Origin of the sequence: Fructobacillus papyrifericola (assembly GCF_018437235.1) — a bacterium.
GTDB lineage: Bacteria > Bacillota > Bacilli > Lactobacillales > Lactobacillaceae > Fructobacillus > Fructobacillus papyrifericola.
In genome coordinates, this window is the sequence record NZ_JAAMFJ010000001.1 from 576,731 (window position 1) to 602,626 (window position 25,896).

The window sequence follows — 25,896 nt, forward strand, 5'->3', positions numbered from 1 at the left end:
ATAAACATGAAAGCAATCAATTTACCCGCAAAAGAACTCGTCAAAGTCCTCGTTGGCCAAGAGGTCAACGTCGACCCAAGCATCCAGGGAACCTTCCTCCTCGTTGCTAGCGAAAACCAGGAAAAGGGCCTCCCCTCTGCCATGGCGGCAGCCGTTGCTGACATCGCCATCGGCCAAGTCCAACTGCAAAAACTGGTTCACCCACTAAAGGTGGCCGTTGATCAACCGGACTGGGTGCCCTATCAATTCGACGAATCCTTCTTAACGGTCGAACCACACAACTGGTTTGGGCCAGAAGCCCTCGTCTTAGAAAAGCGCTTTGCCGACTTTGTTAAGAACTATCAAGGGGAGAAGCGGCCGGACGGTGCCATTCCTAAGAAAGCCTTCCCAAAGGAGCTCGTTGAGCCCTTGCTCATCGAAGACAACTACTGGGCCGCCTACGCCAACTTTGTTAACGACCCCGACGGTTCCTTCAAGAAAAACCTCAAGCCCCTTTTTGGCGAATAAAAAGCAGTCTGATTAACTTCAGGCTGCTTTTTTTATTTATCGTAAACTTAAAGGTCGTCGTGCCTTGGACTACTATTACCAGCAGCACTTGGCATGGACAGGTCTAAGACCCCGAGATTACTTGGTTCGACGGCCATTACCTGCCGGGCCGTGGACTGCTCATCAAAGAAGACCCGTTCATTACCAAAGGAAACCCAGCGGTTTCGCACATTGTCTGGCGTTAACATGGTCGTCACATCGGTCGGCCGGTGTAATTCGCGTTGCGTAGTTACCAAGCGAATTGGACGAACTAACAATGCCCACAACCTGGTTCACCCGATTCAGGATTGGGCCACCGGAACTACCGTGGGCCCAGTTAACCTGCTGAGTGGCAATTTGATTGGTCGAAATACTTTCAGCAAGACCCGTATCAACATACATGCTATCGTTTTCGTTTTCAGGCTCGGTCATGCTTCCGGGTCCCAAAGTCGCCGGGAAGCCAATTGCTGAAATAGGCTCTGAGGCGATGTCTTCTGCCCGCAACTCACCCAGTGGCAGCACCTCGGCGTTTTCAACCGGCCGGCTCAGGTGAATTAAGGCCAAGTCGTGGTCACCCGGATCAGCCCCCGGTGCGTTGGGTACCAGGGCATCTCGCAAGTACGCAGGCGAAATTGAAATCGAGGCCCCACGGTAGTGCTGGCCAAATGGATAACGTTCACCCATCGAACCCGTTTCGCCCCCGTAGGCCGGTTCGATGGTCAAGTCACGTGGATTCCCGATTCGGGTTGGCCAGTCGTCTGGGTCGCCGCCCTGTCGGTTACTCATGACTACGTGAGCAGCCGTTAAGACGGTGTCCGGTCCAATCAAAACACCAGAACCCGATTCGCCGGTCTGCCGATTGATAATCAAAACGACCGATGAGAACGGAGCCTGTCGTGTGTTTGGCACCCGCCCCTTTTGAAACTTCACCGGATTAAAAACGTAGGCGTCGGCTTTGGGACTGACCGCAAAGCCAGCAGACAGGACCGTCGCCCCCACCAAAGTCACCTTTACTAAAGACTGAAACTTCTTTCCTTTTACCATTCATCCTCCTTTAATCAAAGCATTTCAAATCGAAAAAAGAAAAAGCTACCAGCGCAGTAGATGTCTGCCAAGGGCTTGCTGGGCTAAGCACTTCCTTCCGCTTTGACCGCAGTGTCCAAATAAACGGCCACTAAAATAAGGCTTTCTGCATCCCACCACCCCCTTTCTGCGGTCAATATAGCACGCTTACTCCCGGAGAACAAAAACGGCGGTCCAGACATCTAGACCACCCTCAAATTTGTTAAACAAAAAAAGACGAATTGTCCAAGTGAACAACTCGTCTTTTGATTAGTTTTCGGCATCCGCCTTTTTCGTCACGTTTACCTGACGAGGCCTTGCCCCATCGGCTGGTCCAATGTACCCAGCGTTTTCTAAGTCATCAATTAACCGAGCAGCTCGGTTATAACCAATTCGGAAACGACGTTGTAGCAAAGAAGTCGAGGCCTTTTGCTGATCAATGACGAATTCCAGCGCTTCATCAAAGAGTTCGTCATCGGAATCGCCGGCAACACCGGCTTCGTCTTGCGCAATTTCCTCATCCGTCACGGTCATCTTATCGTCGTAAGAAGCCGTCTGCTCATCCTTAACAAAGTCAACAACGGCTGAAACGTCCGCGTTCGAAATAAAGGCCCCTTGCAAACGACGGTGCGGCTTGCCAGGTGGCGCAAAAATCATGTCACCACGGCCGAGCAGCTTTTCAGCACCGTTCGTATCCAAGATGGTTCGAGAATCGATTCCAGAAGCCGTTCGGAAGGCAATTCGACCCGGAATGTTGGACTTGATGGTCCCGTTAATGACTTTGACATCAGGACGCTGGGTGGCCAGAATCATATGAATCCCAGCGGCACGGGCTTTGGCACCCAAGCGGGCAATCGAGACTTCGATTTCCGAGCCAACGGTTGCCATCAAGTCAGCGAACTCATCAACCACCGCCACGATGTAGGGCAGTTTGGTCATCAAAGCGTTGCCCGTTTCCTTGGCATGGGCGTTGTTTTCTTCAACGGCCGCGTTGTACTCCCCGATGTTTCGCTTGCCAAACTGGGCCAGCAAATCATAGCGGTTTTCCATTTCCTCAACCAGCTTGTTGAGCGACTTAGCCGCCTTCTTAGGATCGGAAACGACCGGTGTTAACAAGTGCGGAATGCCATTGTAAATGGACAGCTCGACAACCTTTGGATCGACCATCATCAGCTTTACTTCCGAAGGCTTGGCCTTTAACAAAAGTGAAACAATGATACCGTTTAATCCCACGGACTTACCAGAACCAGTCGAACCAGCAATCAGCAAGTGGGGCATGGCGGCCAGGTCAACCGAGACAATTTGGCCGGAAACATCCCGGCCCAGGGGCACAGTTAAGAGCCCGTCTGAAAGCGTCTTGGACTGTTCAATCATGTCCCGAAAACCAACGACGGCCTGGGTGTCGTTTGGCACTTCGATTCCAACATAAGGCTTACCAGGAATTGGGGCCTCGATTCGAATCGACTTGGCAGCGAGGGCCAAGGCTAAGTCATCAGCCAGGTTAGCAATCCGGTTGACTTTGACACCCTGACCAGGCTTTAGCTCGTACTGGGTCACCGTCGGTCCAAGGGAAACAGATGAAACCGTTGCTTCGACACCAAAGGACTGGAGCGTGTCGTGAACCAGGCGGGACTTGGCGTTCAGGCTCCTTGCCTCCTTTGACTGGTCGGTTGCCTTGGTCTTAGTTAGCAAAGAGGTCTGCGGCAGTTGATAGTCGTCGTCTGAAACGTCCCCCTGCCCCATGTTAAAGTCATCGGCTCGTTCGGCAGCCTTGGCTGAAGGCAGCGAAGTATCCGGTAAAACATGCTCCGTCCCCTTCGTCCCATCAATGATTGGTTCTTCTTGTGAGGTTGGCTGCTGCCAATTAATCTGCGGTTCGCTAACTGCTGCCGGCTCGACATCTGCAGCGGACTGACTCTTTCCTTGGTCGACTGGCGCAAAGGGATCGTCATCCTGCACACCCGGCTCCGTCTTGGAACTTCCGAATGGATCGTCGCCAAAGTCGGTCAGATCCTGACGGTCCTTTTTTGCCAAAAGCGCTCGTTGATCTCGGCGTTCTGCCTGCCGTTCCTTGATTTCAACGGCCTTCTCCTGAGCCTTTTGAACTGACTTTTGCGCCATGTCACGGGCTGGTAACTTGAAGGTTACAATCAGACCGGCAATGAAGAGAACGGCAATAATGATGACCGTTCCAACGTTTGAAAGGAAGGTTTCCGTTAACTGATAGAAGGCGGCCCCAATGATTCCAGAACCAACGGGCGTGTGGGCCGTTTGGTTGGTCAGCTCCTGGCCAATAATGCGAAGCACTTGGGCCATCGGCGTCCCGTCTGGCAGGTCGGCCTGCGTGTAAAAGAGCAGGGCGGAAAACAGCATGGCCGCCAGGTAGAGCATGGTCGAACCCGCATAAACACGGCCGGGTACGGGACAGGCCTTATCCATAATCAGGTAATACCCTGTAAAGAAAATGATCAAGGCAAGGGTCAGCTGATAAAGGTTTCCGATAAAGAAACGGACAAAGTCAGCCAGGTAGATTCCAAAAATGCCCACCTGAAAGATCGCAAAAACAGCCAAAACGATGATGGTCACCAGTGCAATGACCTGACTGGCCGCACCGGAACGTGTCATCTTTTTCGCTTTTGATCCCTTTTGCTTTGTTTTCCGGCTCTGCTTTGCCATCACAAACTCCCCTAATGAACAGGCTTTTCGCCTGCAAAGTGAAAATACTTACGCTACCTATCTTAGCACAAGCAAAAAGAAGGCTCTACCTCTTTGGATAAGGAGTTGACGGGTTTTTGCGGACTAGACTTTGGCCAGCATGCGCAGAACTTCTTGGATGTCGGGATTGTTGATTAAATCGGATAAGGCCTTTTCATTTAAGGCGTCGCGCAATTGTCGATACCCTTTCAGATCCGGTTCATTTTTCATGAGTGGCAACACATTTTCAATTGGAATTTTTATCAAGTTATTTTGGTTCATACTGTTTTCCCCCGATGTTTAAATTGGCAATGGGTCCATAGAAGCGGCTAAAGAAAGCAATGTTGTCTAAGTGCAGCGTTGCTTTTTTCAGAATAAACTGCTGAAGCTCCTCCCTGGACATACTGCCCTGAGCAATTCGAAGTGATAAATCATAAAGCTCCTGGGTGTCTTTATAATGAAGCCGAATAAAGTTTTGTTCCAACATTAATAGGCCGGTTAACAAGGCAGTTCGCTTATTTCCATTATGGAAAAGTTGTTTTGAGGCAATGGCATACCAGAGGTAACTTGCCTTATCAATGACTGTTGGATGATAGTCATGGCCAAAAGTATATTGATTTGATAATGCTAAAATTTGTTCTAACCCTGGCTGATCTTTTAAACCGTATAGGCTCTCAGACTTTAAAATCGTTTCAGCCATCTGGTTAATATGACGCATTGTGTCAACAGTAAAGTTTTCAAGAGGAAGAACTCGCAAAATAAAATGATAGTCGACCAGCCCATTATCAACATCAAGAAAACATTCGCCGAACTTTTTAACTAGGGTAAGATTCCCCTCTGAAACCCCCTCCACAATTCCACTCTTCAAAAATAAACTTTTAAATTCGGCAAACTGTTGCTCAGTATCGTGGGCATAGAGCAGCACGCCGGAAAGATCTTTAATTGGCATAAAATCTCCAGACAAAATGTCGGTTAAGATTTATCCCTTTTTACTGATTAACCATGCGCCGATTTCTTTTCTATTTCAGTATAGCTGCTCTTCTGTAGACGCTTCAATATCAGAATGTATAACATCGCGACTTTTTGTAGCCTTTGCAGCGATTTTGTAGCGATAAAAGAAAAATAGTTAGTTTAATCCATGCTAAACAGGTCCTTTTAAACACACTAAAACCCCACCACAGCAACGATTACAAACAAAAAAGGCTCTACACCAATAAATGATGTAGAACCTTTTTAGTAGCCCGTGAGAGAATCGAACTCTCGATTCCGCCGTGAAAGGGCAGCGTCTTAGCCACTTGACCAACGGGCCATGGTCAGTTGTTGCTCAATATCGCTATCAAACGACTATATTAGTATAGCAAGGATGGCCAGCATGCGCAAGCCTTTTTGGTCAAAAAATTTTCCTTTATTTCAATTTATCCTGTTCGTACGTATGAATCTTATCCAACTGGGCAAAGTCCTGCTGACGCAAGGCTTCGAAGATTACAATGGCCACTGTGTTTGAGAGGTTCAGTGACCGAATGTGCTCGTCGTTTTGCGGAATCCGGATGGCCTTTTCCGGGTTTTGGCGCATGAAGACTTCGGGCAAGCCGGTCGTTTCCTTACCGAAGAGGAAGTAGTTGTCCCCCTCACCTTCTGCCTGGTTGTAGTCCGGATCCGTGTAGTCCTGGTTGGCAAATTTAGACACCAAGTAGAGCCGGTCCTTTTCACCCAAGGTCTCTAAAAAGTCGGGCAAAGACGGATGGGTCACCAAGTTCACGTGGTCCCAGTAATCCAATCCCGCCCGTTTAACCGCCTTGTCTGAAATATCAAAGCCAAGGGGCTCAATCAGGTGCAAAACGGCGTTCGTTCCGGCAGCCGTTCGGGCAATGTTTCCCGTATTAGCTGGCATTACTGGTTCAAATAGTACAATGTGATTGGTCATGTTGACGGTCCTTTTCCCTTTTGAATTCCCCTTATTTTAGCACAGGAAGGACGGTGGTGGCAGACCCGGCCGACTTTTGAAAAAGGTGGTAGCCGACCCGGCCGACTTTTCCATGTTATAATGGCTAAGATACAATAAAGACAAAGGAGTGTTTCTGAACATGACTGTTCACCATGTACTTTTTGGTACTTATACGAAGAAAACGTCAAAGGGTGTCTATGAGGCCAAGTTTGACGACCAAACTGGTCAGCTTTCCGATGCTGAATTGGTTTATGAAGCAACAAACCCAACTTACCTGGCCCTTTCAAAGGCCAACAAGGCCTACGTCGTCGACAAGCGCGGCGACCTTGGTGGCGTGGCCGTGACCGACAACGACAAACGGCCAATGGTCGAAATTGGTGCCAACATGACGGAAGGCTCGACCCCCGCCTACATCGGGGTGGACGAGGACCGTCAACTGGTCTTTGCCGGATACTACCACCGCGGGACCATTGAATCCTACAAGATTTTGGCAAACGGTTCTTTGGAATTAAAGGACACCTTCCAAAACGAGGGTTCTGGTCCCCGTCCCGAACAGGGTTCTGCCCACATTCACTTTGCCAACTTAACGCCAGACAAGCGCCTGGTGGCTGTCGACCTTGGAACCGACGAAGTGATTACCTTCGACCTTTCAGATGATGGCAAGCTCACGGAAGTCGCCCGCTACGAATCAATCGCCGGCTTTGGCCCCCGCCACATCCGCTTCTCAAAGGATGGCGAATACGCCTACTTGCTCGGTGAATTGTCTTCTTTGCTTTCCGTTTTGAAGTATAACGAAGAAGATGGTTCCTTCGAACATTTGATGACGGCCCCAACCATTCCATCCGACTGGGATGACCACAACGGTGCTGCAGCCATCCGTGTTTCGTCAGATGGGCGTTTCATCTACACGTCCAACCGTGGTCACGACACCATTGCCGTCTTCAAGACGTCCAACATGGGCGCCGAAATCGAATTGATTCAAAACATTTCGGTCGAAGGCTCCTTCCCTCGAGACATGGCGCTCGATCCAGAAGAGAAGTTCTTGGTCGTGCCAAACCAGGAAACCGACAACGTCACGGTCTTTGCCCGTGATGCAGAAACTGGTGAACTAAGCCTTGTCCAAAAGGACTTTACCATTCCAGAAGGCGTCCGCATTGCCTTTGAAAACTAAGCCAAAAGTCACCAATTCGGTGGCTTTTTTCTTTTGTCCTCCTTACTGATGAACAAGCAAAAAGGCCTCAAATCCAATCGGATTTGAAGCCTTTTTTAATACAAATATTAGCGATTCATCCGCTTTTCCACGAAGCCAAGGGCCCGGGAAATGGAGAAGGTCAAAACGAAGTAAATCAACGAGGTGATCATCAGCGGTACGAAAGGTTCAAAGGAAGCCCCCTGAACAACGGACGTTTCGTACATCAGTTCACCAACACCGATCACCGAGATCACCGAACCTTCCTTGATAACCGAAACAAATTCGTTTCCAAGGGCCGGTAAAATCGTCCGAACGGCCTGTGGCAGGATGACCAGGCGCATGGTCTTGTTCTTAGTAAAGCCAAGCGAACGGGCGGCTTCCATCTGGCCGTTATCAACGGATTCGATACCAGAACGAATGATTTCAGCCACGTAGGCAGCCGAGTTCAGCCCCATGGCAAGGGCCCCGGAGGCAAAGGCCGAGAGGTTCAAGCCAAGCACCTGGGCCCCGAAGAAGACCATGAAGGCCTGAACCAGCAGAGGCGTGCCACGGACGTATTCAACGTAGATGTTTCCAATGGCCTTCAAGAAGAAGTTCGATGACAGTTTGAGCAAGGCAAAGACCGTACCCAGCGTCGTTCCAATCAAAACGGCCACAACGGCCAAGGCCAAGGTAATCAAGGTTCCAGACACGAAGTAGTGCCCGTACTTATCCCAGTAGGACTTGTTTTCGTTAGCAAACATTTCCTTGTTGGCTTGCTTTTGCCACTTTGAAAAAGTCCCGTCGGTCGTGACTTTATCAACAACGCTGTTCACCTTAGCCAAAAGGGCCGGTGAATTCTTCGGTACGGCAACGGCCGAAGCCCCCGTCGTGTCCTCTGAAAAGCCGGGATTTACAACGGCAAACTGCTTGTTTTGCTCGGCATAGGCGTCGGCAATTGGCTTTTCCGTGACAATCCCGGCCAAGACGCCCTGCGTCAGCTGGGAAATCAAGTTCGGATATTTTTGCAGGGAAACAACCGAAGCACCATCGATGCTTTTGGCGGTTTCTTCTTGAATCGTCTGCGTTTGCGCCCCGACTTTTTGACCGGAAAGCTTGTCTAAGCTGTTGTATTTAGTCGCGTTCTTCTTCAAGACCAGCATCGTCTGCGGTGCCTTCAAGTAGACCTTTGAAAAGTCCACCTGCTGCTCGCGCTCCTCGTTGGCTGTAAAGCCGGAAACAATCATGTCAATCTTGCCCGTCTTCAAGGAACCGAGCAGGGCGTCAAAGCCCATGTCCTTGACTTCGAGCTTAACGTTTAGCTTCTTAGCAATCGCCTGGGCCAGGGAAATGTCGAAGCCGACAATCTTATCTTGCCCGTTTTTTTGCGTGTGGAATTCATAGGGGGCGTAATCGGCCGACAGACCAACCACCAGCTTGCCCCGCTTTTCAATTTTTTCTAAAGTCGGATCGGTCTCAGCCGCCGAAGCCTGCTTAGCGGCTGCTAGCGGTGCTAAGACCAGGGAAAAGAAGAGCGTGACCAAGGCCAAGAGGCTGAGCCACTTCTTCTTTTGACCGTTTTTCATTTGATAAGTACACATTGCAAACATCCTTTATGGGTTCTGCTTTTAACTTATCTATTATACAAAATAACCGGTCCTTTGTCTGCCCGTTCAGTGGATTTCAGGCCCTTTCCGGAATTTTTCGGGATGAAAAACAATCTTTGGTTCTTTTCTGAATCCCTTGCTGGCCATTTTTTTGATCACGTCTTGGCTCACCTCTTTATACGATGACCCGCTGACTTTTCCACACGAAAAAAGGACGAACCTTTCGGTTCGCCCCCTCAGTCTGACTAACGATCAAGACTGAAAAAGATGCTTAACGATCATCATCCTTCTTTTTGCGACCAATCAAGAAGAACCAGAAGCCTGCGGCGGCAAGGCCGGCAGTTCCGATGGTTTCAAAGAGTCCCCGACTTTTAGCAGTCGTACTCTCTAAGTTCTTCGTTGATTTCTTTGACTTCTTCTTCGTTGCCTTTTCAGGCGTCTGAAGGTCCTCTGTCTGGTCGACTGGTGTTGCTTCAATGGTTGCCGTTCCGGCTTCGTTTGCAGCGGGTCCGCCAACGTTTTGGCTGTTGGGGAGCACCCCAGCGTCAGATGTTACAACCGGAGCTGTAGTTGCCACAACTCGTTCTTCTTGAACGGTTGACTTGGCATCACGGATAGTCACAATGGCTTCTCGCCCATTGTTTTCTGCTTCCTCAATGACGACTTTCTTAGCAGCATGGTTTACAGCGGATTTGGCTTGTTCGGCCGCGCCATCAATTTGAACCTTCTTAGCCTGCTTGGCTTTATCGGAAAGCTGGTCGTTTTGATCAACGGCTTGCTTGGCCTTTTGCGCAGTTTCATCGATAGCAGCATGGGCTGCCTTCTTCTGCTCGTTCAAATGGTCAATGACCGCTGCACCCGTCGACTGGGCATCGTCGATGGCTGGCTTGGTTGATGAACGATTAATCTCACCCTTGGCGGCTTTGGCCGCTTCGTCAATCGCAGCCTTTTGATCTTGCTTAACTTGATCAGAAAGGCTTGCATCCTGCTCCAGCCTATCCTTGGCCTTCTTAGCCGATTCATCAACTACTTCATGGGCCTGCTTCTTTTGATCGTGCAGGTGCTCAATGCCATCTTGGCCAGCCTGCTTTGATTGGTCAACGCCACTTTGGTCAACGGCCTGGTCCACCTTGGACTTAGCAGCCTGGGCGGCTTCGTCGATGGCCGTCTTTTGGGCTGCCTTTGAAGAAGCGTCCAAGTCGTTGTTCTGCTCAACTTTATCCTTGGCCTTTTCTGCAGAATCCCTGATGGCGTCATGGGCCGACTTTTTCTGACCGTTTAGCTCATCAATAGCCGTCTTTGACTGGGCGGCTGAATCAGTCGCCATTGATCCGGTCTTTTCCTGATCAATGGCTGATTTTGCCTCGTCAGCTAAGTGATCAATGACTTGCTTCTGGTCCTTCTTGGACTGATCAGAGAGGTCTTTACTTCCATCAATTTCTTCCTTAGCCTTCTTTGCGGCTTCATCGACGGTCTGATAAGCCTTTTGCTTATCGTGGTTCAGTTCATCAACGGCCTGTTTACCATGGTCAACTGACTGAGCAATTTCCTTCTCGTTTGGTGCTGCATCGACTTTTTCTTTAGCCTTGTCAGTCGACTCGTCAATGACCTGCTTTTGGTCATGCTTTCCTTGGTCGGACAAGTGCTGATCTTCATCAACCGACTGCTTGGCCTGCTTAGCAATCTCATCCAAGTGATCGTAGGCGGCCTTCTTTTGGTCGTTAAGCTGATCGATGGCTGTTTCACCCTTCGTCACAGCCTGATCAATATCCGTGGCCTTATTGGCCCGGTTAATCTCAGACTTGGCCGCCTTAGCAGCTTCGTCAACAGCCTTTTCTTGTGCAGCCTTTGCCTGATCGGAAAGTCCGGCATCGGAAGAAATAGCACTCTTTGCAGCCTGGGCCGCTTGATCGATGGTCGCCCTTGCCTTTTCCTTCTTTTCAGTCAACCCATTGATTTGATCTTGACCGGCTTGCGAAGCTTTTTGAACGTCCTCGGCATTCTTGGCCGAATCAATCTCAGACTTGGCTGAAGCAGCGGATTCATCAATTGAATCGCGATGTTGCTTCTTTGCCTCGTCATCGAGCTTGCCATCCTGATCAACGGCTTGCTTGGCCTTCGAAGCGGAATCAGTAATTGCCTGATAGGCAGCATCCTTTTTACCGTTTAAGTCATCAAGAGCGGATTGACCCTGATTACTTGCCTCGTCAATCGACTCTTGGTTCGTTTGCTGATCGACGACTTGTTTAGCAGCAGTTGCTGCTTGGTCGACGGCCTTTTGACGGGCCTCTTTGGCATCATCCGAAAGACCGGCTGTGTCCGTTACGGTCTGCTTGGCTTGTTCGGCAGCAGCATCGATTTTCTTATAAGCCGCGTCCTTTTGACCATTCAAATTATCAATTGCAGTCGTAGCAGCATTTTCTGCCTGTTGAACGGCTTCCTTCGTTGATGACGTATCAACAGTCTGCTTGGCTTGTTCGGCAGCACGGTCAATGGCTTTCTGTTGCGCCTCCTTGGCTTCCTCTGAAAGGCCCTTTCCTTCTAAGGCTTCCTTTGCCTTGTTAGCGGAATTGGTGATTTTCTCATAAGCGGCGTCTTTTTGTCCGTTTAGGGCATCAAGAGCAGCTTGACCATCATGACTGGCACTTTCAATATCCTGCTGGTTCGTTTGCTGATCGATGACCGTCTTGGCAGCTGCTGCTGCTTGTTCCACGGCCTTCTGACGAGCCTCTTTTGCAGCATCCGACAAGCCGGCAGCTTCACTGGCAGTCTGCTTGGCCTTAGCTGCTGCGTCGTCGATACCCTTGTAAGCCACATCCTTTTGACCATTCAAATCATCAATGGCTTTGGTAACAGCACTTTCGGCTTCTTGAACGGCATCTTTCGTGGAAGAACGGTCAACCGTCTGCTTAGCCTTATCGGCCGCATTATCAATGGCAGTCTGTTGCGCAGCCTTCGCCTCTTTGGAAAGGTCAGTGTTTGCCTCCACGGCCTTTTTAGCCTTTTCCACGGAATCAGTAATTGCTTGATAAGCCGTGTCCTTTTGAAACATGATCGTCATCAATCGTCTGCTTACCGGACTTAAAGTCACTGTTGACCGTATCCTGATCGTTGGCCTGGTCAATTTGACCCTCGGCCGTTGCCAGGTCGGCCTTGACCTGGCTGACTTGCTTTTCCTTTTCAGCCGCCGTCAAGCTGACATCCCCATTAATAGCATCAATGATGCGCTGGGCTTCAGCCTCCAAGTTACTCTTTTGCAGGTTCTTTTGATCGGGCAGTGGCTTACCAGGAACGTAATCGTTATCAATGGCCGTCTTGCCACTGTTAAAGGCCGTCGTGATGTCATCGGCGTCCGTGGCCTGGTCAATGGCGTTATCCCAGGTCGTTTCGTCGGCATTGACTTGGGCAATCTGGGCGTTTTTCGTCGTTGTCGACAAGGTGTTGTCAGCATTGATTTCAGCAATAATCTTGGCCGCTTCATTGGCCAGTAACTGCTTTTGATTCTTCTTTTGGTCGGCAACCGAAGTGCCCGCCTTGTGATCAGCATCGATGGCCGCAAGACCGGCTGACAAGTCAGTCTTCACGCTATCAGCATTGCCATCGGCGTCAATTTTGGCTTCGGCAGCGTTCTTATCGGTCGTGACCTGATTGGTCTGAGCCGTCTTTTGAGCGGTCGTCAGGCTGCTGTCGTTTTGGATGGCGTTAATGACCTTCTTGGCCTCGTCTTCCAGTTGTTGCTTGGCGGCAGCCTTTTGACTGGCCAAGGAGGCACCGGGCACGTGGTCGTTGTCAATGGCTTGAATGCCGTTTGACTCTTGATTTTGAATGCCATCGGCATCGCTGGCTGCATCAATGGCGTCATCAGCCGTCTTCTGGCTGGCTTTAACATTGGCCACCTGCTTTGACTTGTCAGCGGCCGTTAGGGTGCTGTCGTCGTTAATGGCGGCAATGACTTTGGCGGCTTCGGCATCAACGGCGGCCTTGGCTTCCTTCTTTTGCTGATCGAGCGACTCACCTGGCGCATAATCAGAAGCAATGGCTGCCTTTCCGTCTTTCACGGCGTTGTTAATGCCGTCGGCATCGGAAGCCTTATTAATGTTATCGATGGCCGCTTGCTTGTCGGCGTTGACCCGGTCGATTTGCTTTTGCTTTTCGGCAGCGGGAATCGTCGGATCGTTGTTAATGCCGGCAATCGCCTTCTGAGCATCCCCATCCAGGGCCTGCTTAGCAGCATCATCAATGGCCTTTTGGGCCGCCTTCTTCTGGTTGGCAATGGAATCGCCCGGCACGTGGTCGTTGTCCATTGCGCTGACCCCGTTGGTCAAGGAAGTCGAAATGGCATCGGCCGTTCCACTGTTATTCACGTTATTAATGGCGGACTGCAGGTCGTTATTGACCCAGCCCTCCTGCTTTTGTCGATCGGCTGTATCCAAAGTCTTGTCGGCTTCAATGGCGGCATCGACTTTGGCCGCTTCGGCCTTCAATTTGTTAATGGCAGCCGTCCGTTGCTGGTCCAGCGATTGACCGGCCGTGTGGTCCGCGTCAATCTTTGCGATGCCAGTCGTCATAGCCGATTGAATGGCGTCCTTATTAGCTGCTTGATCAATGTTTTGATCAGCCGCCTGTTGGTCGGCTTTGACCTTGGCCACTTGACTGGCCTTAGCGTCAACAGAAAGCGTGTTGTCCCCGTTAATCACACCAATCAATTTGTTGGCTTCGGCATCAACACTGGCTTTGGCCGCCTGCTTCTGCTGGTCGAGTGGCGTACCTAGTACATGATCGTTGTCAATGTTTTGAATGCCGTTTGTCACAGCGGTCTGAATGCCATCGGCACTGGTGGCGTTATCAATGTTTTGATCAGCCGTCTGGTCGTCAGCTTGGGCGGCGGCAATCTGGCTGTTTTGATCGCTTTGTGAAAGGGTACCGTCGGCTTTAATGGCCGCAATGATCTTGGCCTCTTCAGCATCGACTTTTGCCTTGGCCTGTGTCTTGGCGTCCTTCAATGGCGTTCCTGGCTGGTAAGCCTGATCAATCGTCTGCTTACCAGAGGAAAGCGTGCTGTTGACGGCATCGGCGTTTTCAGCGGAATCAATATTTTTCTCCGCCGTCGTCAAAGCGCCCTGGGCCTGAGCAATTTCAGCCGCTTTCTGATTGGTCGTCAAAGTCGAATCGCCGTTAATCTGAGCTTCAACCCGGCGCTCCTCGGCCTCCAAGGAAAGCTTTGCCGCACTCTTCTGGTCGGCCAAGTCGGTTCCCGGTTGGTGAACCCCGTTTATTTGATTAATCCCGGCATCCCGACTGCTATTAATGCCATCGGCGTTGGTTCCGGCATCGATGCTGTTATCCGCATTGGTTCGGTCGGTTTCGACTTGGGCTAGCTGGGTCGCTTTTTGATCCGTCGTCAAAGTAACGTCATTGTTAATGGCGTTCTTTGCTGCTGCAGCGGCCGCATCCACGGCCGCCTTGGCCTTTGTTTTCTGATTTTGAATGCTGTCGCCAGGCTTGTAATCACTATCGACTTTGGCAAAGCCAGCATCTCGGGAACTATTGACGCCATCGGCGTTCGTCGCATTATCGATGTTTTGATCGGCCTGAGCCTGATCCTGGGTAATGGCAGCCGTCTGTGCGGACTTTTGCGTGCTGGTCAGGGTGTTATCCCCGTTGATTTCGTTGATGAGCTTCTGGGCCTCGTCATCGACGACTTTTTTAGCCGCCTTCTTCTGGCTATCCAGACTGACACCGGCAGTGTGATCGCCATCAATGGCCGTTATGCCATTGCCCTTAGCCGTGCTAATGCTATCGGCATCGCTTGCTTGGTCAATGGCATTCTTGGCATCGGTCACCGATTGTGTGACTTTGGCCAATTCCGCGGACTTTTGTCCTGAGGTCAGGGTGTTGTCATTGTTAATGGCGTTGTTAATGGTGTTGGCTTCGGCATCAATGGCCGCCTTGGCCTTTGATTTCTGATCGGGTAGTGGATCGCCAGGCACGTGGGCGCCGTCAATGGACGAGATGCCGTTGATCGTTTGACTGTTAATATCATCGGCATCACTAGCCGCATCAATGTTGTCATCGGCGGTTTTCAAATCCGAATTAACCGCATCAATCTGGGTCTTTCGCACCGTTTCTGGCAGGGTCGGATCGTTTTTGATGTCCGACAGGATCTTCTGTGCCTCCGCTGCGGCTTTGGCCTTAGCGGCTGCTTTCTGGTTAGCAATGCTGTCACCAGGCACATAGTCGCTTGAAAAGTCAGTCTGACCATCGGCCTGCGCATCATCGGCCGTCTGGTCCTGATTAATCTTGTTATCCAAACGGTTCTGATCGTTCTGCACGGCTTGAACCTGTTGGTCTTTAGCTGCCTGTGTCAGGGTGTTATCGCCCTTGATTTCGTTAATGAGCTTTTGCGCCAACGCATCAATTTTGGCCTTGGCAGCCGTTTTAACAGCGTCCAAGTCCCCCTTGGTGTAATCAGCATCAATGGCTGACTTACCGGCGGCGGTATCGCTGTTCATGTCGTCCATGTCGCTGTCGCCGTTGACCTTGTTGGTGTAAGTGGTCAGGTCGGCGTTAACTTTGGCAATTTGACTGTTGCGATCGGTGGTCGTCAGTCCATCATCGGCCTTTATTTCTGCAATCACCTTATCGGCTTCGCTCTGCAGAGAAGCGGTCAAATCGCTCTTCAGCTTCTTCACGTCAACACCGGGCGTGTTTCCAAGGTTGATGATATTGGTCTTGGCCGCATCCCCATCCGTATTGACGTCATCTTGGGTAAAGTCGGCCTTCATCTTATTGATTCCAGCATTGAAAGCGGCATCGATTTGATTATCGAGGTCGTTCTTTTGGGCCTTGGTTAGCCCTTCGTTGTTAGCAATTTGTTTCTTAGCGTCAGAAACTGCTTGTTGCAATTGGATCAGTTTCGTCTTCTTGGCAGTATCGGAACCTGCAACCTTCTTGCGGTACGAAGGAATATCGATATTGTTGACTTGATCTTGTGTTCTAAAATCAACAAAGTTAAAGTGGTAGGTTTGCCCGTTCCAAACCAAATAGAACTGAGCGCCCTTGTAATAATTGTTGGCCAATGTCCAGTTGGTATAAGTACCAGACAGAGTATAAGTATGGTCCCCACCATGCGGTCCAAAATCAGGATTCCAGTGGAAAACAATTGGCGGGTAGCCCTTTGTTTGACTAATTAGAAAGTGGGTCTGGCTCTGTTCAAAATCTCCAACTAACTGGCCATTGTCACCCAGGTGAACGTAAACATGGGTAAAGGCAATCGTCAGAGTTTGACCATTCGAGGTCAAAATCTGCTGGGCAGGAAGGTCCATTTGTTGTCCAATAACCGCATCCTCAATGGAATCGAAGGTCACCGTCGTCCCGTAAATCGTGCCCGTGTAGGGAACTTTTAAGTTCGCATCACTGATGTCATCGGCGTCGGCTTCCGTGTCGACCTCCTGTCCCGGTGCACCTGGAATATTAATCATCGAGGTCACGGCTGCTATTCCCGATATCAAAGCAAAGCCCATTAGATCCGCCTCAATCCAACGTTTACCTGCTTTATACATTTTCTTGTGTTCTTTTGACATCACACTACCCTCTCTGAATCGTGCATTCTATGCCTTTAATATAGCACTAACAGGGCAAAATGTTTAGAATTATTCCAGTAATAATTCAAGAGTTTAACAAAGCCTTTACAATTCAGAAAAACTTTGAAAATGCACAAAAAAAAGCCGACGCCAAGCGTCGACTTTTAAAAATCATTTTTACAAAATCGTGATCAACAAACCACCCAAGATCAGGATGATGGCACCACCGATTCGGTTACCCATTTGGGCAAAGGCGATCAAGCCCATCCGGTTTGATGCTGACAAAACAGCAACGTTACCAGTTCCACCCATTGAGTTGTTAATCATACCACCGGCGATGGCTGATTCAACAGGGTAAAGTCCGAAGAGCTTACCCAAGAATCCACCAGCGATACCGATCGTGATAACGGAAACGAATGAGCAAAGAACCAATTGCCAAGTAACCGTTTGGAGCAACTTGTTCATGTCAACAAGGGCCAAACCGATACCAGCCAACAAGGCAGGCGTCGTTGCGTACGTAATCATGTTACCAAACATGGCAGCTGATTCTTCGTAGAACTTTGGAACCAAGTTGAATCCCTTGGCCAAGATAACCAAGAGGATCATGAAGGCAAAGGCGTTAATCTTAGGAACGAAGTGGTAAAGCACGTTTCCCATCATGTAGAAGGAAAGGGCAACCATCATACCGTTCATCAATTGACGGTTGTTAATTTCTGGCAAAGTCGTCTTCTTGATTTCCATGCCGTCAGTAGCCTTCAACAATTCACCTTGACCGTTCATCTTTGACTTAGTCGTGAACTTAACCAACAGTGATGAACCGATGATGGCCAACAAGTTGGCGATAACAACGGCTGGGAAGAGTTGGTTCAAGATGTCACCAGCTGACTGGTGCAAGGCACCGGCATAAGAAGCTGAAAGTGGCACGATTCCGGCACCAATTCCACCGGCCATCATTGGGAATGAAATGTACAAAGCGGCGTGCTTAAAGTCGTAGCCCAAAGCCATACCAACCAATGACGTCACGATGAAGGCAATGATCATCGCACCAAAGGCAACTGGCAAGAAACGAACAGCAGACTTCAACAACAAGTCGCGGTCCATCTTCAAGATGGCTGAACAGATCAAAGCCACGATGTAGAATTCCAAAAAGTTGTTATCTGAGATGAAAGTCTTGATGTTCAAAACTGCTGAATGAGGAACGAGTCCCATCGCAGTAAAGGCTGATCCAGCAACAACGGCCAAGGCAGACCCACCACCAAGGTAGGACTTCAAAATTGGCGTGTTGTTACCAACGAAGAAGAAGACTCCTCCGAGGATAACGAGGGCAAACAAAGCCCCACCCATGTTTTTAGGCATGGCGTTCAGGCCCAAGACGGCAACTAAGAGAAGCAGCATCAAGATAAAGGCTACTCCACCGATGTGTGTCACTTGAACTTTTTCTTCGATCTTTGCAAAAAGACCTTTTTCTGAAGTTTGTTCAGACATAGTACACTCCTGTATATCGATTTCTTGTAAATTAATACTAAGCCAGTATAACACCAAGATTAAATTAAATTAAGGCACATTTCCTTAAAATTGTTCGATTATCAAAATAAATTCAAAAAAGAGGGCAAAGGCGCCCTCTTTCCTCTTAATTTTTTCAACTTTCTTTTAAAATCACAAGTCCTATCCCCAGATAGTGACAAGGATTCCGGCAATCACCAGAACAATCGCCCCACCGATTCGGTTCCCCATTTGGGCAAAGGCGATCAAGTTCATTCGGTTGGCCGCCGATAAGACCGCCACGTTTCCGGTCCCACCCATTGAGTTGTTGGCTAGACCAGCCGTCACGGCCGTTTCAACAGGATAAAGGCCGAAGACTTTGCCCAAAAAGCCGGCAATACCCATCATCGACAGAATCGAGACAATGACGCAGAGCACAAGCTGCCAGGACAGCGTCGAGACCAAAGCGGATAGATCAAGCAAGGTCAGCCCAACACCGGCTAACAAGGCGTGGGTCATCGTTTTCACGATCAGTTGGCCAAAGGCGACGGCCCCCTGTTCATAACGAGCTGGCAGAAGGCCGGCTGCCTTGACCACAACCGTCAGTAAAATCAGAAAGGCAAAGGCGTTGACGACCGGCAAGAGCTGGTGCAAGAGAAGGCCGAGCATGTAGAGGGCCAATGCGGTCATCATCCCAACCAAGACTTGCTCGGCTGAAAAGGATCCTTGAAAACCGGCCCCCTCTGTTGTACCAAAGCGTTCGCGTAAGAGCTTTCCCTGGCCGTTCCAGGGTGACTTTTCCGTATTTTTGACCAGCAGGCCGGCTGCGATAATGGCCAGCAAATTGGACAAGACCAGTGGTGGAAAGAGCTGGGATAAAATGGCCCCGGAAGGTTGTCCCAGAGCCGCCCCGTAGATTGATGACAGCGGAACGATGCCGGCCCCAACCCCACCGGCCATCATGGGAAAAGTCACGAAGAGGGCCGTGTGAAAGAAGCCCAGCCCAACCAGCTGGCCAACCAAGCTAACGACAAAGAAGGTCAAGGTCATTGTGAGAAAGGCGACCGGCAAGAAGCGGACGGTTGCCTTCAAGACCAAAGCCCGGTCCATTTTGAAGATGGCTGAGACAATCAGGGCGACAATGTAAAACTCCAAGAAGTTACTCGTCGTCAAAAAACTCTTAATGGTCGAAAGCGTTGACGCCGGCACGTAACCCATGCCAGCCAGCAGGGCCGCGCCAATCGTGGTGAAGACCGAACCCCCACCAAAGTAGGTCCGAACAATTGGCAAGTGGCTGCCTAAATAGTAGAGCAGGCCACCCAGACTAACCATGGTAAAGATGGCCCCGGCCATGTTTTTAGGCAGGACTCGCAGGCCACCCATGCCGACGGCCAGGAGAAAGAGAAAGCAAAAGGCCAGGGCACCAAAACCGTCAATTGAGACCGCCTGCCTTTTTTTATACCAAACACCGATTCGATTCGAGCGATTCTTTGCCATACACGCCTCCTGTCGTCTAGATATATTTTTCACAAAACCATTATAGCAGCTTTACTGCCCCTCCGTTTGCAAAAAAACATGAAGGATCGTGTTAAAGTCTTCCGGCTTTTCCAAATGGGGCAAGTGCCCCGTTCCAGGAATGGTGACCACTTGGTCTTCTTCCTTAAAAAGGCCAGCCATGTCAGCCAGGTAGTTGTTCTTCCAAAGTGGCGACTGCTCCCCTGCCACAAAAAGCGTCGGCAAAGTGCAGTCGGCCAAGTTTTCCCGCCAGTCGGCCAGCAAGTGGTCCACCAAGAGCGGAAAGACCAGGTCAAAGTCAAAGGGATGGGCCACCTTTTCCTTCATCAGTTCTCGCTTAAAATCCCTGGACACCGGCGCCACCGTCAAGCGCTGGTGGAAGAAAGTCTTGGACAGCACCGGAAAAGTCGTCCAGTCCAGTCCCCGAATACCGGCTGACCAGTCGGCATCGTTTAGTAGCTTGGGTGATTCGTCCACGTAGACGACTTTTGCCAAGCGGTCCTGGCCAAAGAGGGACAAGTAAGCCCAAATCACGGAAGCCCCCATCGAGTGCCCAATCAAAATAACCTTTTTTAAATTAAGCATGGTAAAGAGCTCTTCCAAGTCCGCTGCTAAACGGCTAATCCGCAGGTTTTTGCTCGTTCGAGCCGAACGACCGTGGGAACGCCAGTCCATGGTAAGAACGCGGTAGCCCGCCGCCGTCAACATGTCAATTTGATATTGCCACTCGGCTTGAATGCCGGAAAAGCCGGACAGCAAAACAACGGTCTGCCCTTCAGCCGAACGGTCTTCATAGTTGATGGATACGCCATCCTTCGTTTTAAAAAAAGCCATCATTTTCTCCTTAACTGAAAAGACTTCCAATCAAGGAAGTCTTTTTAATCATGCTTAGTATGCCCGTTTAAAGCAGGCCCGTCAACCGGCCCAAAAAAGCGGTCAAAACCAAATAGTCGGCCGCCCCACCCATTGAGAGGTTGCGCTCGATAAAGTCTTTGTCCAAGTCCTTCAAGTAGGCCAGGCCGGCTTCTGTTTCAGCACCACCCAGGTCGTCAAAGTGTGCGACCCAGTTGGCAAGTTCGGCCGTAATTTCTGGACTCCCAGCCCGCTTAATCAAAGTCGAATCGGTGATTGACTTGGCCAGGGCCATCAAGGTGTTCAGCAGGCGAACGTTGCGGCTGCCCGTGCTTTCCCGCAGGGTCTTCAAGCCGACTCGACCAAGAACGGCAAAGCCGCCCGCCACCTCACCACGAACACCGGTTAACTGGTATTCCCGATACTGCTCTTCACCAGCGGTTAAGCCGCCCTGCCCCCTGTCGGCTCCGCCCTGGACTTTTTCAGGAAGTTCCTTTGACAGCAGGTCCTTGCCCATCTGGCTGACCACTGATTGTACAAAGGAGAGGCTTGGGCTCTGCTGATTGCGGCTGGCATAACCATAGGCGGCAATCAAAATGCCCAGGGTAAAGATGGTTCCCTTGTGGGTGTTAACCCCCCCGGTTGCAAGAAACATCGCTTCTTCTGCCCGACGGCCGCTGGGCCGGATGGCCATTAAGAGGCTGGTTAATTGACTGCCCCGGAAGTGCCGACCGGCATCCAGGCAAAGGCCAAAGTAGGGCTCGAGTGCGAGTGCGGAATCCAGGAAGGAATAGACGTCCATGTCCTGGTGGGCACCGGTCGAAACGGGATCGACCAGACCGGGTTTTGGCGTTGTCACCGCCTCGGCCAAGCAGGCAAAAGTCGCCGCCTTTTTAACCGTCTCCTGGTCCCAGGCCGGGATGATCGGATCGATCACGAAGTATTCGTTATAAATCTTGTTCACGGCCGCCTGTATTTCGGCCAAGTCGTGTCGCTTAGCCTTGGCACATTCCTTGGCGTTTTCCTCGCAGACCAAGCAGGTTCTCGGGTCAAAGCCCAAGTCCTGCCGGGATAACTGGTAGTCCGGAGACTGGGCGGCCATCGTGTCGATGTCAAAGAGCCGGCCCATGTAGAAGTGCTCTTCAAAGGCAATGGCCTTCTTCTTCACGTCGGCCAAGTCACCGGCCACCACTACAAAGCCTTCGGGTCCGGTTGGCCGACTGGCAAAGACCTGAACCTGTTGAATTTCCCAGGTGGCTAATTCCGCCAAAAAGAGCTGCCAGCCGGCCTGGAAAATTTGCTGAATCGTAGCAGAATTCTTAACGGCCCCGGGCATGTTGACTTTGACGGCGACAACCGTGGCCTTTGGGAAACGCGCTTCTAGCTGTGCCTGCTTGGCCACCCGCCACTCTCGGTTATCGAGCACCTGTTCTAAGGCAACCACTTGCCCCTTTTCAAAGACATCGACTTGTTCACTCATGACAAACCTCACCCTGTTTCAATAGTTCTAATATAGCAGAAGACCGAAGTTCCTGTTCAAAATCCGGCCTGATTTAACCAAAGTGACAAGCTTTCTTAAAAGAACTGTAACCAAAAAGGCCCAATCCCCTTCACCCCCCGGTCTTAAAGCAGTAAAAAAGTCGCTCATCGAGCGACCTTCTATAGAAAAACCTTAGTCTTTAACTTCTTTAATGACGTCAATCAGGCTACCATCACGGTATTCGGCCAGGGCAACGACCCGGTCCGTGAATTCCAAGGGCTTTGGTTGACCAACCAACTTTTCGGCCTTCTGTTGCAGTTCTTCAATGGTGAAGATGGGCAGTCCAGGAACCTTTTTCAATTGCTCAAACAGGTCTTTGCGCTTTGGATTGATGGCGATTCCGATTTCCGTAACCAAAACGTCAATTGAATCACCCGGCGTAATCACCGTCGTCACGTCAGGCACAACGGTGGCAATTCGTCCGCGGACCAGGGGTGCTGAAATAATCGTCAGCTTGGCCGTCGCAGCATCCTGGTGGCCACCAATGGCCCCACGGATAACCCCGTCGGAACCGGCCATGACGTTCACGTTAAAGTTCGTATCGATTTCCAAAGCGGACAAAATGGCCACGTCCAGCTTATCCACCATGGCCCCCTTGTTGGCAGGGTCGGCATACCAGGAGGCATCGATTTCCTGCTGGGCTGGCGAATTCTTCATGGACGAAGCCGCCCCTTTATCAAAGTCCTGAACGTCCATGACCCGGTTAACCAGTCCCTCGTTTAACAAGTCAACCGTTGGCTTGGTGATCCCACCAAGGGCAAAGGAGGCCTTGATTTGGTTATCAAGCATAGCCTGTCGGAGGAAGCGGGTAACGGCCAAGGCCGCCCCACCAGAACCAGTCTGGAAGGAGAAGCCGTCCTTGAAATAAGGCGAGTGGACGATGACGTCGTTAACCATCCGGGCAATCTGCAGTTCCTTTGGATCCTTGGTAAAACGGGTTGCACCGGAACCAATCTTGTCGGGGTCACCGACTTTGTCAACCTTAACGACGTAGTCCACCTGGGTCTGCTTGATGGAGGCCGGGGTGTTTGGATAAGGCATCAAGCTGTCGGTAATCAAGACCAGCTTGTTGGCGTACTGGGCGTCCATCAGGGCGTAACCGAGCGAACCAAAGGCGGCCTCCCCGTTCATCCCGTTGGCGTTGCCCATTTCATCGGCGTTTGGCACGCCCAAGAAGGCCACGTCGATCTTAATCTTCCCCGTTTCAATGGCCCGGGCACGACCACCGTGGGAGCGGAAGATGACCGGGTTCTTCAGGGCCCCGTGTGACACGGCATCGCCCAAAGAACCACGCATTCCAGAGGAGGTGATGTTGGTCACCACGCCCTTTTCAATCGCTTCGACAACAATGTCGTTCATCACGTTGGTCAATGACGATGGGGCCAAAGTCAAATCCTTGTAGCCGGCATCGATAATTTCACGCATGACTAAGTTGAAAACAAAGTCCCCTTCACGGAAGTGGTGATGGAAGGAAATCGTCATCCCGTCCTGCAAGGTTTCTTTGACCACTTGCTTAATGGAATCGACCACCTTTGAAGGACCGGTCTGAGCCGTTACCTTCGGTGCCACCCGTTGGATGTCTGGCTGACCAAAGTCGGTCGTCTGAAAACCTTCGTACTGCTTGTCTTTTAAAATACTGTCCGGAATTTCCCGGTTGACTTTATTCTTCAATGTAGTTTCCCTCCGCATCAATCAAGTTGTTTGCCTTGGCTAACATCATCACGCGCTCGGCACGCATGACCACTGGCCGGTCGACCATTTGCCCGTTCATGGCAATGACACCAGAACCCTTGCGCTTGGCTTCCTCAATGGCGGCCATGACGTTTTGCGCGTTCAAGATTTCCTTTTGCGTTGGTGCAAAGACCTTGTTCACCGGCGCCACCTGACGGGGGTTAATAATCGACTTACCATCGAATCCAAGCTGGTGAATCAGCTTGGTTTCCCGGATAAAGCCTTCCTCGTCGTCCAGGTTGGTAAAGACCGTGTCAAAGGCGGCAATCTTCGCCGCACGGGCAGCGTGCAAGATGGCGTTACGCGCATAGAGCAATTCCTGACCGTCTGGGTAACGGTGGGTCTTCATGTCCGTCGTGTAATCTTCTGCTGACAAAGCGATTCCAATCATGCGCTCAGAAGCAGAAGCAATTTGATAGGCGTTAACAACCCCCATGGCGGATTCGATGGCCGCCATCAGGTGGGTGGAGCCGACTTCACGGCCGAATTCCTTTTCGGCTGCTTCGACCAAGTTTTCCAATTCGTGAATCATGTCGGCGTTTTCCGTCTTTGGCAGACGGATAACGTCGATGCCGGCTTTGACCATGGCCTTAATGTCGTTTTCGTAAAAAGGCGTGTCCAAACCGTTGATTCGAACAACCAATTCGGCATCCCCGTAGTCAAAAGTCTGCAGGGCCTCGTAAACCAAGTAGCGGGCCGAGTCCTTTTCGTTCATGTTCACGGCGTCTTCCAAGTCGAACATGATGGAATCGACCCCGAAAATCCCCGCGTCCTTAATCAAACCCGGGTTGTTACCGGGCACAAACATCATCGTGCGGCGTAAGCGTTCGTCTGCAGCCATTAGAGCACCTCCCAGTTTGGTTGATCTTTCAAGTCCAGGGCGCGTTGGGCGACCGTGATGGCCCGGGCCTTGATAACGGGCGTCAAGGCGCCCTTATCGATGACTTTGACATTGGCCTTTTCGATGTCATAGGCCGCTAACACGTCCTTGATGGTGGCCATAATGTCATCACCAAACTGCTTTTTAACGTCTGAGGTTAAATCAAAGTGAATGCCATCGCTTCCCTCGCTCAGCATGATCTGGATATCGGAGGATTCCAGCGTGCCGGCTAGTGCCGTTTGCTTAATTTCCATTAATCTGTTGTCCTTTCAAAATACGTTCCTGTAAGCGTTTCTGATTTTCCTTGATAAAGTCAAAGGTGCTTTCTGGTACCAATTGGGCCAGGTCATTAACCTGCTCTTCCTTGATTTTCTGCCGAACCTCGGTTGCCGAAACAACCTGGTCAGAACCGCTCGCCTTCAACCGGGGCACTTCTTCGACCAGAACTTCTGGTGGCAGAATGTTCTTTAAGGCTTCATTGTAGAGGGCCGTCGTATGGGAGAGGGGCTCCGTCCCAACATAGCGCTTTTGAATACCCAAGGGCTTGGCCAGCTGCTCTTTAAAGAGGCTGGCATCCAAAGCCGTTTGATAGGCGATGGCCTGGTCCTGGTCTTTGACAAAGTAAGCGGGGAAAGACAGGTAGGAAACCATGTAGTCACCCCCGTTTTCAACCGCCACGTTGGTCAAATCCTTGGTTCCCTCACGAACCAAGTCCGTGCGCTCCTTGGTTGTAAAGAGCGAGACGTCCTGATTCACGACAAAGACGTAGACCCAATCGTTTTCACGAGCCGCCTTTTCCACCAAGTAGCGGTGCCCCTTGGTAAAGGGGTTGGCATTCATGACGATGGCCGCCACAGTCTTGGCGGTCGCAGGCCTTTGCTTTAGCCCCTGTCGGTAGCTGTCAATATTGGGCGTTCCCTTTTCGAGAATCAGACCGTAATCGGTCTTGGCCAACGTTTTAAAGCCAACGTGTTCAAAGGCCGCCTGGTACTTGGGCTTTGTAAAGACGAAGAGGTGAAAGCAGCCCTGTTCGGCCAGCCGGTTTTCCAGGGCCGAAACGACTTGGTTAAAGCGGGCACCGGATGCAGCATGCGCATCGTCTTCCACCGCAATGTACTTAATCGTTTGCCCGGCAATCGAACCAGTCCCAACTAATTGGTCCTGCTCGTCAAAGAGACCAATGGTCTGGTCGATGCTAGCCGTTTCCTGACTGGCAAAGTCGTCAATCCCCCGCTTCTTTAAGAAGTTTTCCCACTGTCTTTTGACTGGTGGACTGGAAAGATAGAGATCCTTAATCGCTTCGACCATT

At 50.7% G+C, this 25,896-nt stretch carries 19 protein-coding genes, 1 tRNA gene and 1 pseudogene; 2 read left to right on the forward strand and 19 right to left on the reverse strand.

All coding sequences use genetic code 11. From position 1 onward, the window contains the following. Nucleotides 1-6 precede the first annotated feature (6 nt). A complete protein-coding gene (locus G6R28_RS02695; protein WP_213792688.1) occupies nucleotides 7-507 on the forward strand; it encodes a hypothetical protein in 501 nt (166 codons plus the stop codon). Nucleotides 508-554: 47 nt separating this feature from the next. Here G6R28_RS02695 and G6R28_RS02700 read toward each other — a convergent pair whose 3' ends face one another. The 7 genes from G6R28_RS02700 to G6R28_RS02725 all read right to left on the reverse strand — a co-directional run bounded on the left by G6R28_RS02700 (nucleotide 555) and on the right by G6R28_RS02725 (nucleotide 6,205). Then, nucleotides 555-716 carry a hypothetical protein gene (locus G6R28_RS02700; protein ID WP_213792689.1) on the reverse strand — a complete coding sequence of 54 codons (162 nt, stop codon included), beginning with the start codon at nucleotides 714-716 and terminating at the stop codon, nucleotides 555-557. Beyond that, nucleotides 688-1,569, reverse strand: a complete 882-nt coding sequence (locus tag G6R28_RS02705) for a trypsin-like serine peptidase (protein WP_213792690.1) — start codon at nucleotides 1,567-1,569, stop codon at nucleotides 688-690. The genes G6R28_RS02700 and G6R28_RS02705 overlap by 29 nt, the downstream gene beginning before the upstream one ends. Before the next feature lie 288 nt (nucleotides 1,570-1,857). Further along, the gene (locus G6R28_RS02710; RefSeq protein WP_213792691.1) at nucleotides 1,858-4,263 is read right to left on the reverse strand and encodes an FtsK/SpoIIIE family DNA translocase; all 2,406 of its coding nucleotides are present in this window, start codon (nucleotides 4,261-4,263) and stop codon (nucleotides 1,858-1,860) included. Between the two features lie 123 nt (nucleotides 4,264-4,386). Then, the gene (locus G6R28_RS06625; RefSeq protein WP_274381068.1) at nucleotides 4,387-4,512 is read right to left on the reverse strand and encodes a hypothetical protein; all 126 of its coding nucleotides are present in this window, start codon (nucleotides 4,510-4,512) and stop codon (nucleotides 4,387-4,389) included. A gap of 37 nt (nucleotides 4,513-4,549) precedes the next feature. Further along, a complete protein-coding gene (locus G6R28_RS02715) occupies nucleotides 4,550-5,230 on the reverse strand; it encodes a type II toxin-antitoxin system death-on-curing family toxin (RefSeq protein ID WP_213792692.1) in 681 nt (226 codons plus the stop codon). Between the two features lie 288 nt (nucleotides 5,231-5,518). Next, nucleotides 5,519-5,590: transfer RNA gene (locus tag G6R28_RS02720), tRNA-Glu, on the reverse strand. 96 nt (nucleotides 5,591-5,686) lie between these two features. After that, nucleotides 5,687-6,205 (reverse strand): tRNA (cytidine(34)-2'-O)-methyltransferase, encoded by a 519-nt coding sequence (locus tag G6R28_RS02725; RefSeq protein ID WP_213792693.1) that lies wholly within the window; start codon nucleotides 6,203-6,205, stop codon nucleotides 5,687-5,689. Between the two features lie 160 nt (nucleotides 6,206-6,365). Between G6R28_RS02725 and G6R28_RS02730 the strand changes: the two genes are divergently transcribed. Further along, the gene (locus G6R28_RS02730; RefSeq protein WP_213792694.1) at nucleotides 6,366-7,397 is read left to right on the forward strand and encodes a lactonase family protein; all 1,032 of its coding nucleotides are present in this window, start codon (nucleotides 6,366-6,368) and stop codon (nucleotides 7,395-7,397) included. A gap of 107 nt (nucleotides 7,398-7,504) precedes the next feature. Here the strand turns inward: G6R28_RS02730 and G6R28_RS02735 are convergent, their stop codons facing one another. The 12 genes and pseudogenes from G6R28_RS02735 to citC form a co-directional block, all read right to left on the reverse strand. Further along, nucleotides 7,505-8,983 carry an ABC transporter substrate-binding protein/permease gene (locus G6R28_RS02735; RefSeq protein ID WP_213792844.1) on the reverse strand — a complete coding sequence of 493 codons (1,479 nt, stop codon included), beginning with the start codon at nucleotides 8,981-8,983 and terminating at the stop codon, nucleotides 7,505-7,507. 292 nt (nucleotides 8,984-9,275) lie between these two features. Then, nucleotides 9,276-12,065 carry a DUF1542 domain-containing protein gene (locus G6R28_RS02740; protein ID WP_213792695.1) on the reverse strand — a complete coding sequence of 930 codons (2,790 nt, stop codon included), beginning with the start codon at nucleotides 12,063-12,065 and terminating at the stop codon, nucleotides 9,276-9,278. After that, nucleotides 12,019-16,485, reverse strand: coding sequence for a DUF1542 domain-containing protein (locus G6R28_RS02745; protein WP_238479256.1), 4,467 nt, complete (start codon nucleotides 16,483-16,485; stop codon nucleotides 12,019-12,021). The genes G6R28_RS02740 and G6R28_RS02745 overlap by 47 nt, the downstream gene beginning before the upstream one ends. Before the next feature lie 12 nt (nucleotides 16,486-16,497). Then, a pseudogene (locus G6R28_RS06655) lies at nucleotides 16,498-16,587 on the reverse strand (KxYKxGKxW signal peptide domain-containing protein); the annotation flags it as partial. 177 nt (nucleotides 16,588-16,764) lie between these two features. After that, the gene (locus tag G6R28_RS02750) at nucleotides 16,765-18,072 is read right to left on the reverse strand and encodes a 2-hydroxycarboxylate transporter family protein (protein ID WP_213792697.1); all 1,308 of its coding nucleotides are present in this window, start codon (nucleotides 18,070-18,072) and stop codon (nucleotides 16,765-16,767) included. 180 nt (nucleotides 18,073-18,252) lie between these two features. Then, complete coding sequence (locus G6R28_RS02755; RefSeq protein ID WP_213792698.1) at nucleotides 18,253-19,566, reverse strand: 2-hydroxycarboxylate transporter family protein; 1,314 nt, start codon at nucleotides 19,564-19,566, stop codon at nucleotides 18,253-18,255. Between the two features lie 51 nt (nucleotides 19,567-19,617). Beyond that, a complete protein-coding gene (locus tag G6R28_RS02760; protein WP_213792699.1) occupies nucleotides 19,618-20,418 on the reverse strand; it encodes an alpha/beta fold hydrolase in 801 nt (266 codons plus the stop codon). A gap of 67 nt (nucleotides 20,419-20,485) precedes the next feature. Then, nucleotides 20,486-21,916, reverse strand: coding sequence for a citrate lyase holo-[acyl-carrier protein] synthase (gene citX / locus G6R28_RS02765; protein WP_213792700.1), 1,431 nt, complete (start codon nucleotides 21,914-21,916; stop codon nucleotides 20,486-20,488). Nucleotides 21,917-22,108: 192 nt separating this feature from the next. Further along, complete coding sequence (gene citF / locus G6R28_RS02770) at nucleotides 22,109-23,647, reverse strand: citrate lyase subunit alpha (protein ID WP_213792701.1); 1,539 nt, start codon at nucleotides 23,645-23,647, stop codon at nucleotides 22,109-22,111. Beyond that, nucleotides 23,637-24,548 (reverse strand): citrate (pro-3S)-lyase subunit beta, encoded by a 912-nt coding sequence (citE, locus tag G6R28_RS02775; RefSeq protein WP_213792702.1) that lies wholly within the window; start codon nucleotides 24,546-24,548, stop codon nucleotides 23,637-23,639. The genes citF and citE overlap by 11 nt, the downstream gene beginning before the upstream one ends. Next, entirely contained in the window at nucleotides 24,548-24,841 is a 294-nt protein-coding gene (gene citD, locus G6R28_RS02780; RefSeq protein WP_213792703.1) for a citrate lyase acyl carrier protein, read from the reverse strand. Before citD ends, citE begins: the two co-directional genes overlap by 1 nt. Further along, a complete protein-coding gene (citC, locus tag G6R28_RS02785; RefSeq protein ID WP_213792704.1) occupies nucleotides 24,831-25,895 on the reverse strand; it encodes a [citrate (pro-3S)-lyase] ligase in 1,065 nt (354 codons plus the stop codon). The genes citD and citC overlap by 11 nt, the downstream gene beginning before the upstream one ends. Between the last annotated feature and the right edge of the window lies 1 nt (nucleotide 25,896).

What these genes read in the sequence shown, in the direction of transcription:
- G6R28_RS02695 (WP_213792688.1), top strand. Translation starts at nt 7, where the DNA reads ATGAAAGCAATCAATTTACCCGCAAAAGAACTCGTCAAAGTCCTCGTT.
- G6R28_RS02705 (WP_213792690.1), bottom strand. Translation starts at nt 1,569, where the DNA reads ATGGTAAAAGGAAAGAAGTTTCAGTCTTTAGTAAAGGTGACTTTGGTG.
- G6R28_RS02710 (WP_213792691.1), bottom strand. Translation starts at nt 4,263, where the DNA reads ATGGCAAAGCAGAGCCGGAAAACAAAGCAAAAGGGATCAAAAGCGAAA.
- G6R28_RS06625 (WP_274381068.1), bottom strand. Translation starts at nt 4,512, where the DNA reads ATGAAAAATGAACCGGATCTGAAAGGGTATCGACAATTGCGCGACGCC.
- G6R28_RS02715 (WP_213792692.1), bottom strand. Translation starts at nt 5,230, where the DNA reads ATGCCAATTAAAGATCTTTCCGGCGTGCTGCTCTATGCCCACGATACT.
- G6R28_RS02725 (WP_213792693.1), bottom strand. Translation starts at nt 6,205, where the DNA reads ATGACCAATCACATTGTACTATTTGAACCAGTAATGCCAGCTAATACG.
- G6R28_RS02730 (WP_213792694.1), top strand. Translation starts at nt 6,366, where the DNA reads ATGACTGTTCACCATGTACTTTTTGGTACTTATACGAAGAAAACGTCA.
- G6R28_RS02735 (WP_213792844.1), bottom strand. Translation starts at nt 8,983, where the DNA reads ATGAAAAACGGTCAAAAGAAGAAGTGGCTCAGCCTCTTGGCCTTGGTC.
- G6R28_RS02740 (WP_213792695.1), bottom strand. Translation starts at nt 12,065, where the DNA reads ATGACGATCATGTTTCAAAAGGACACGGCTTATCAAGCAATTACTGAT.
- G6R28_RS02745 (WP_238479256.1), bottom strand. Translation starts at nt 16,485, where the DNA reads ATGATTAATATTCCAGGTGCACCGGGACAGGAGGTCGACACGGAAGCC.
- G6R28_RS02750 (WP_213792697.1), bottom strand. Translation starts at nt 18,072, where the DNA reads ATGTCTGAACAAACTTCAGAAAAAGGTCTTTTTGCAAAGATCGAAGAA.
- G6R28_RS02755 (WP_213792698.1), bottom strand. Translation starts at nt 19,566, where the DNA reads ATGGCAAAGAATCGCTCGAATCGAATCGGTGTTTGGTATAAAAAAAGG.
- G6R28_RS02760 (WP_213792699.1), bottom strand. Translation starts at nt 20,418, where the DNA reads ATGGCTTTTTTTAAAACGAAGGATGGCGTATCCATCAACTATGAAGAC.
- citX (WP_213792700.1), bottom strand. Translation starts at nt 21,916, where the DNA reads ATGAGTGAACAAGTCGATGTCTTTGAAAAGGGGCAAGTGGTTGCCTTA.
- citE (WP_213792702.1), bottom strand. Translation starts at nt 24,548, where the DNA reads ATGGCTGCAGACGAACGCTTACGCCGCACGATGATGTTTGTGCCCGGT.
- citD (WP_213792703.1), bottom strand. Translation starts at nt 24,841, where the DNA reads ATGGAAATTAAGCAAACGGCACTAGCCGGCACGCTGGAATCCTCCGAT.
- citC (WP_213792704.1), bottom strand. Translation starts at nt 25,895, where the DNA reads ATGGTCGAAGCGATTAAGGATCTCTATCTTTCCAGTCCACCAGTCAAA.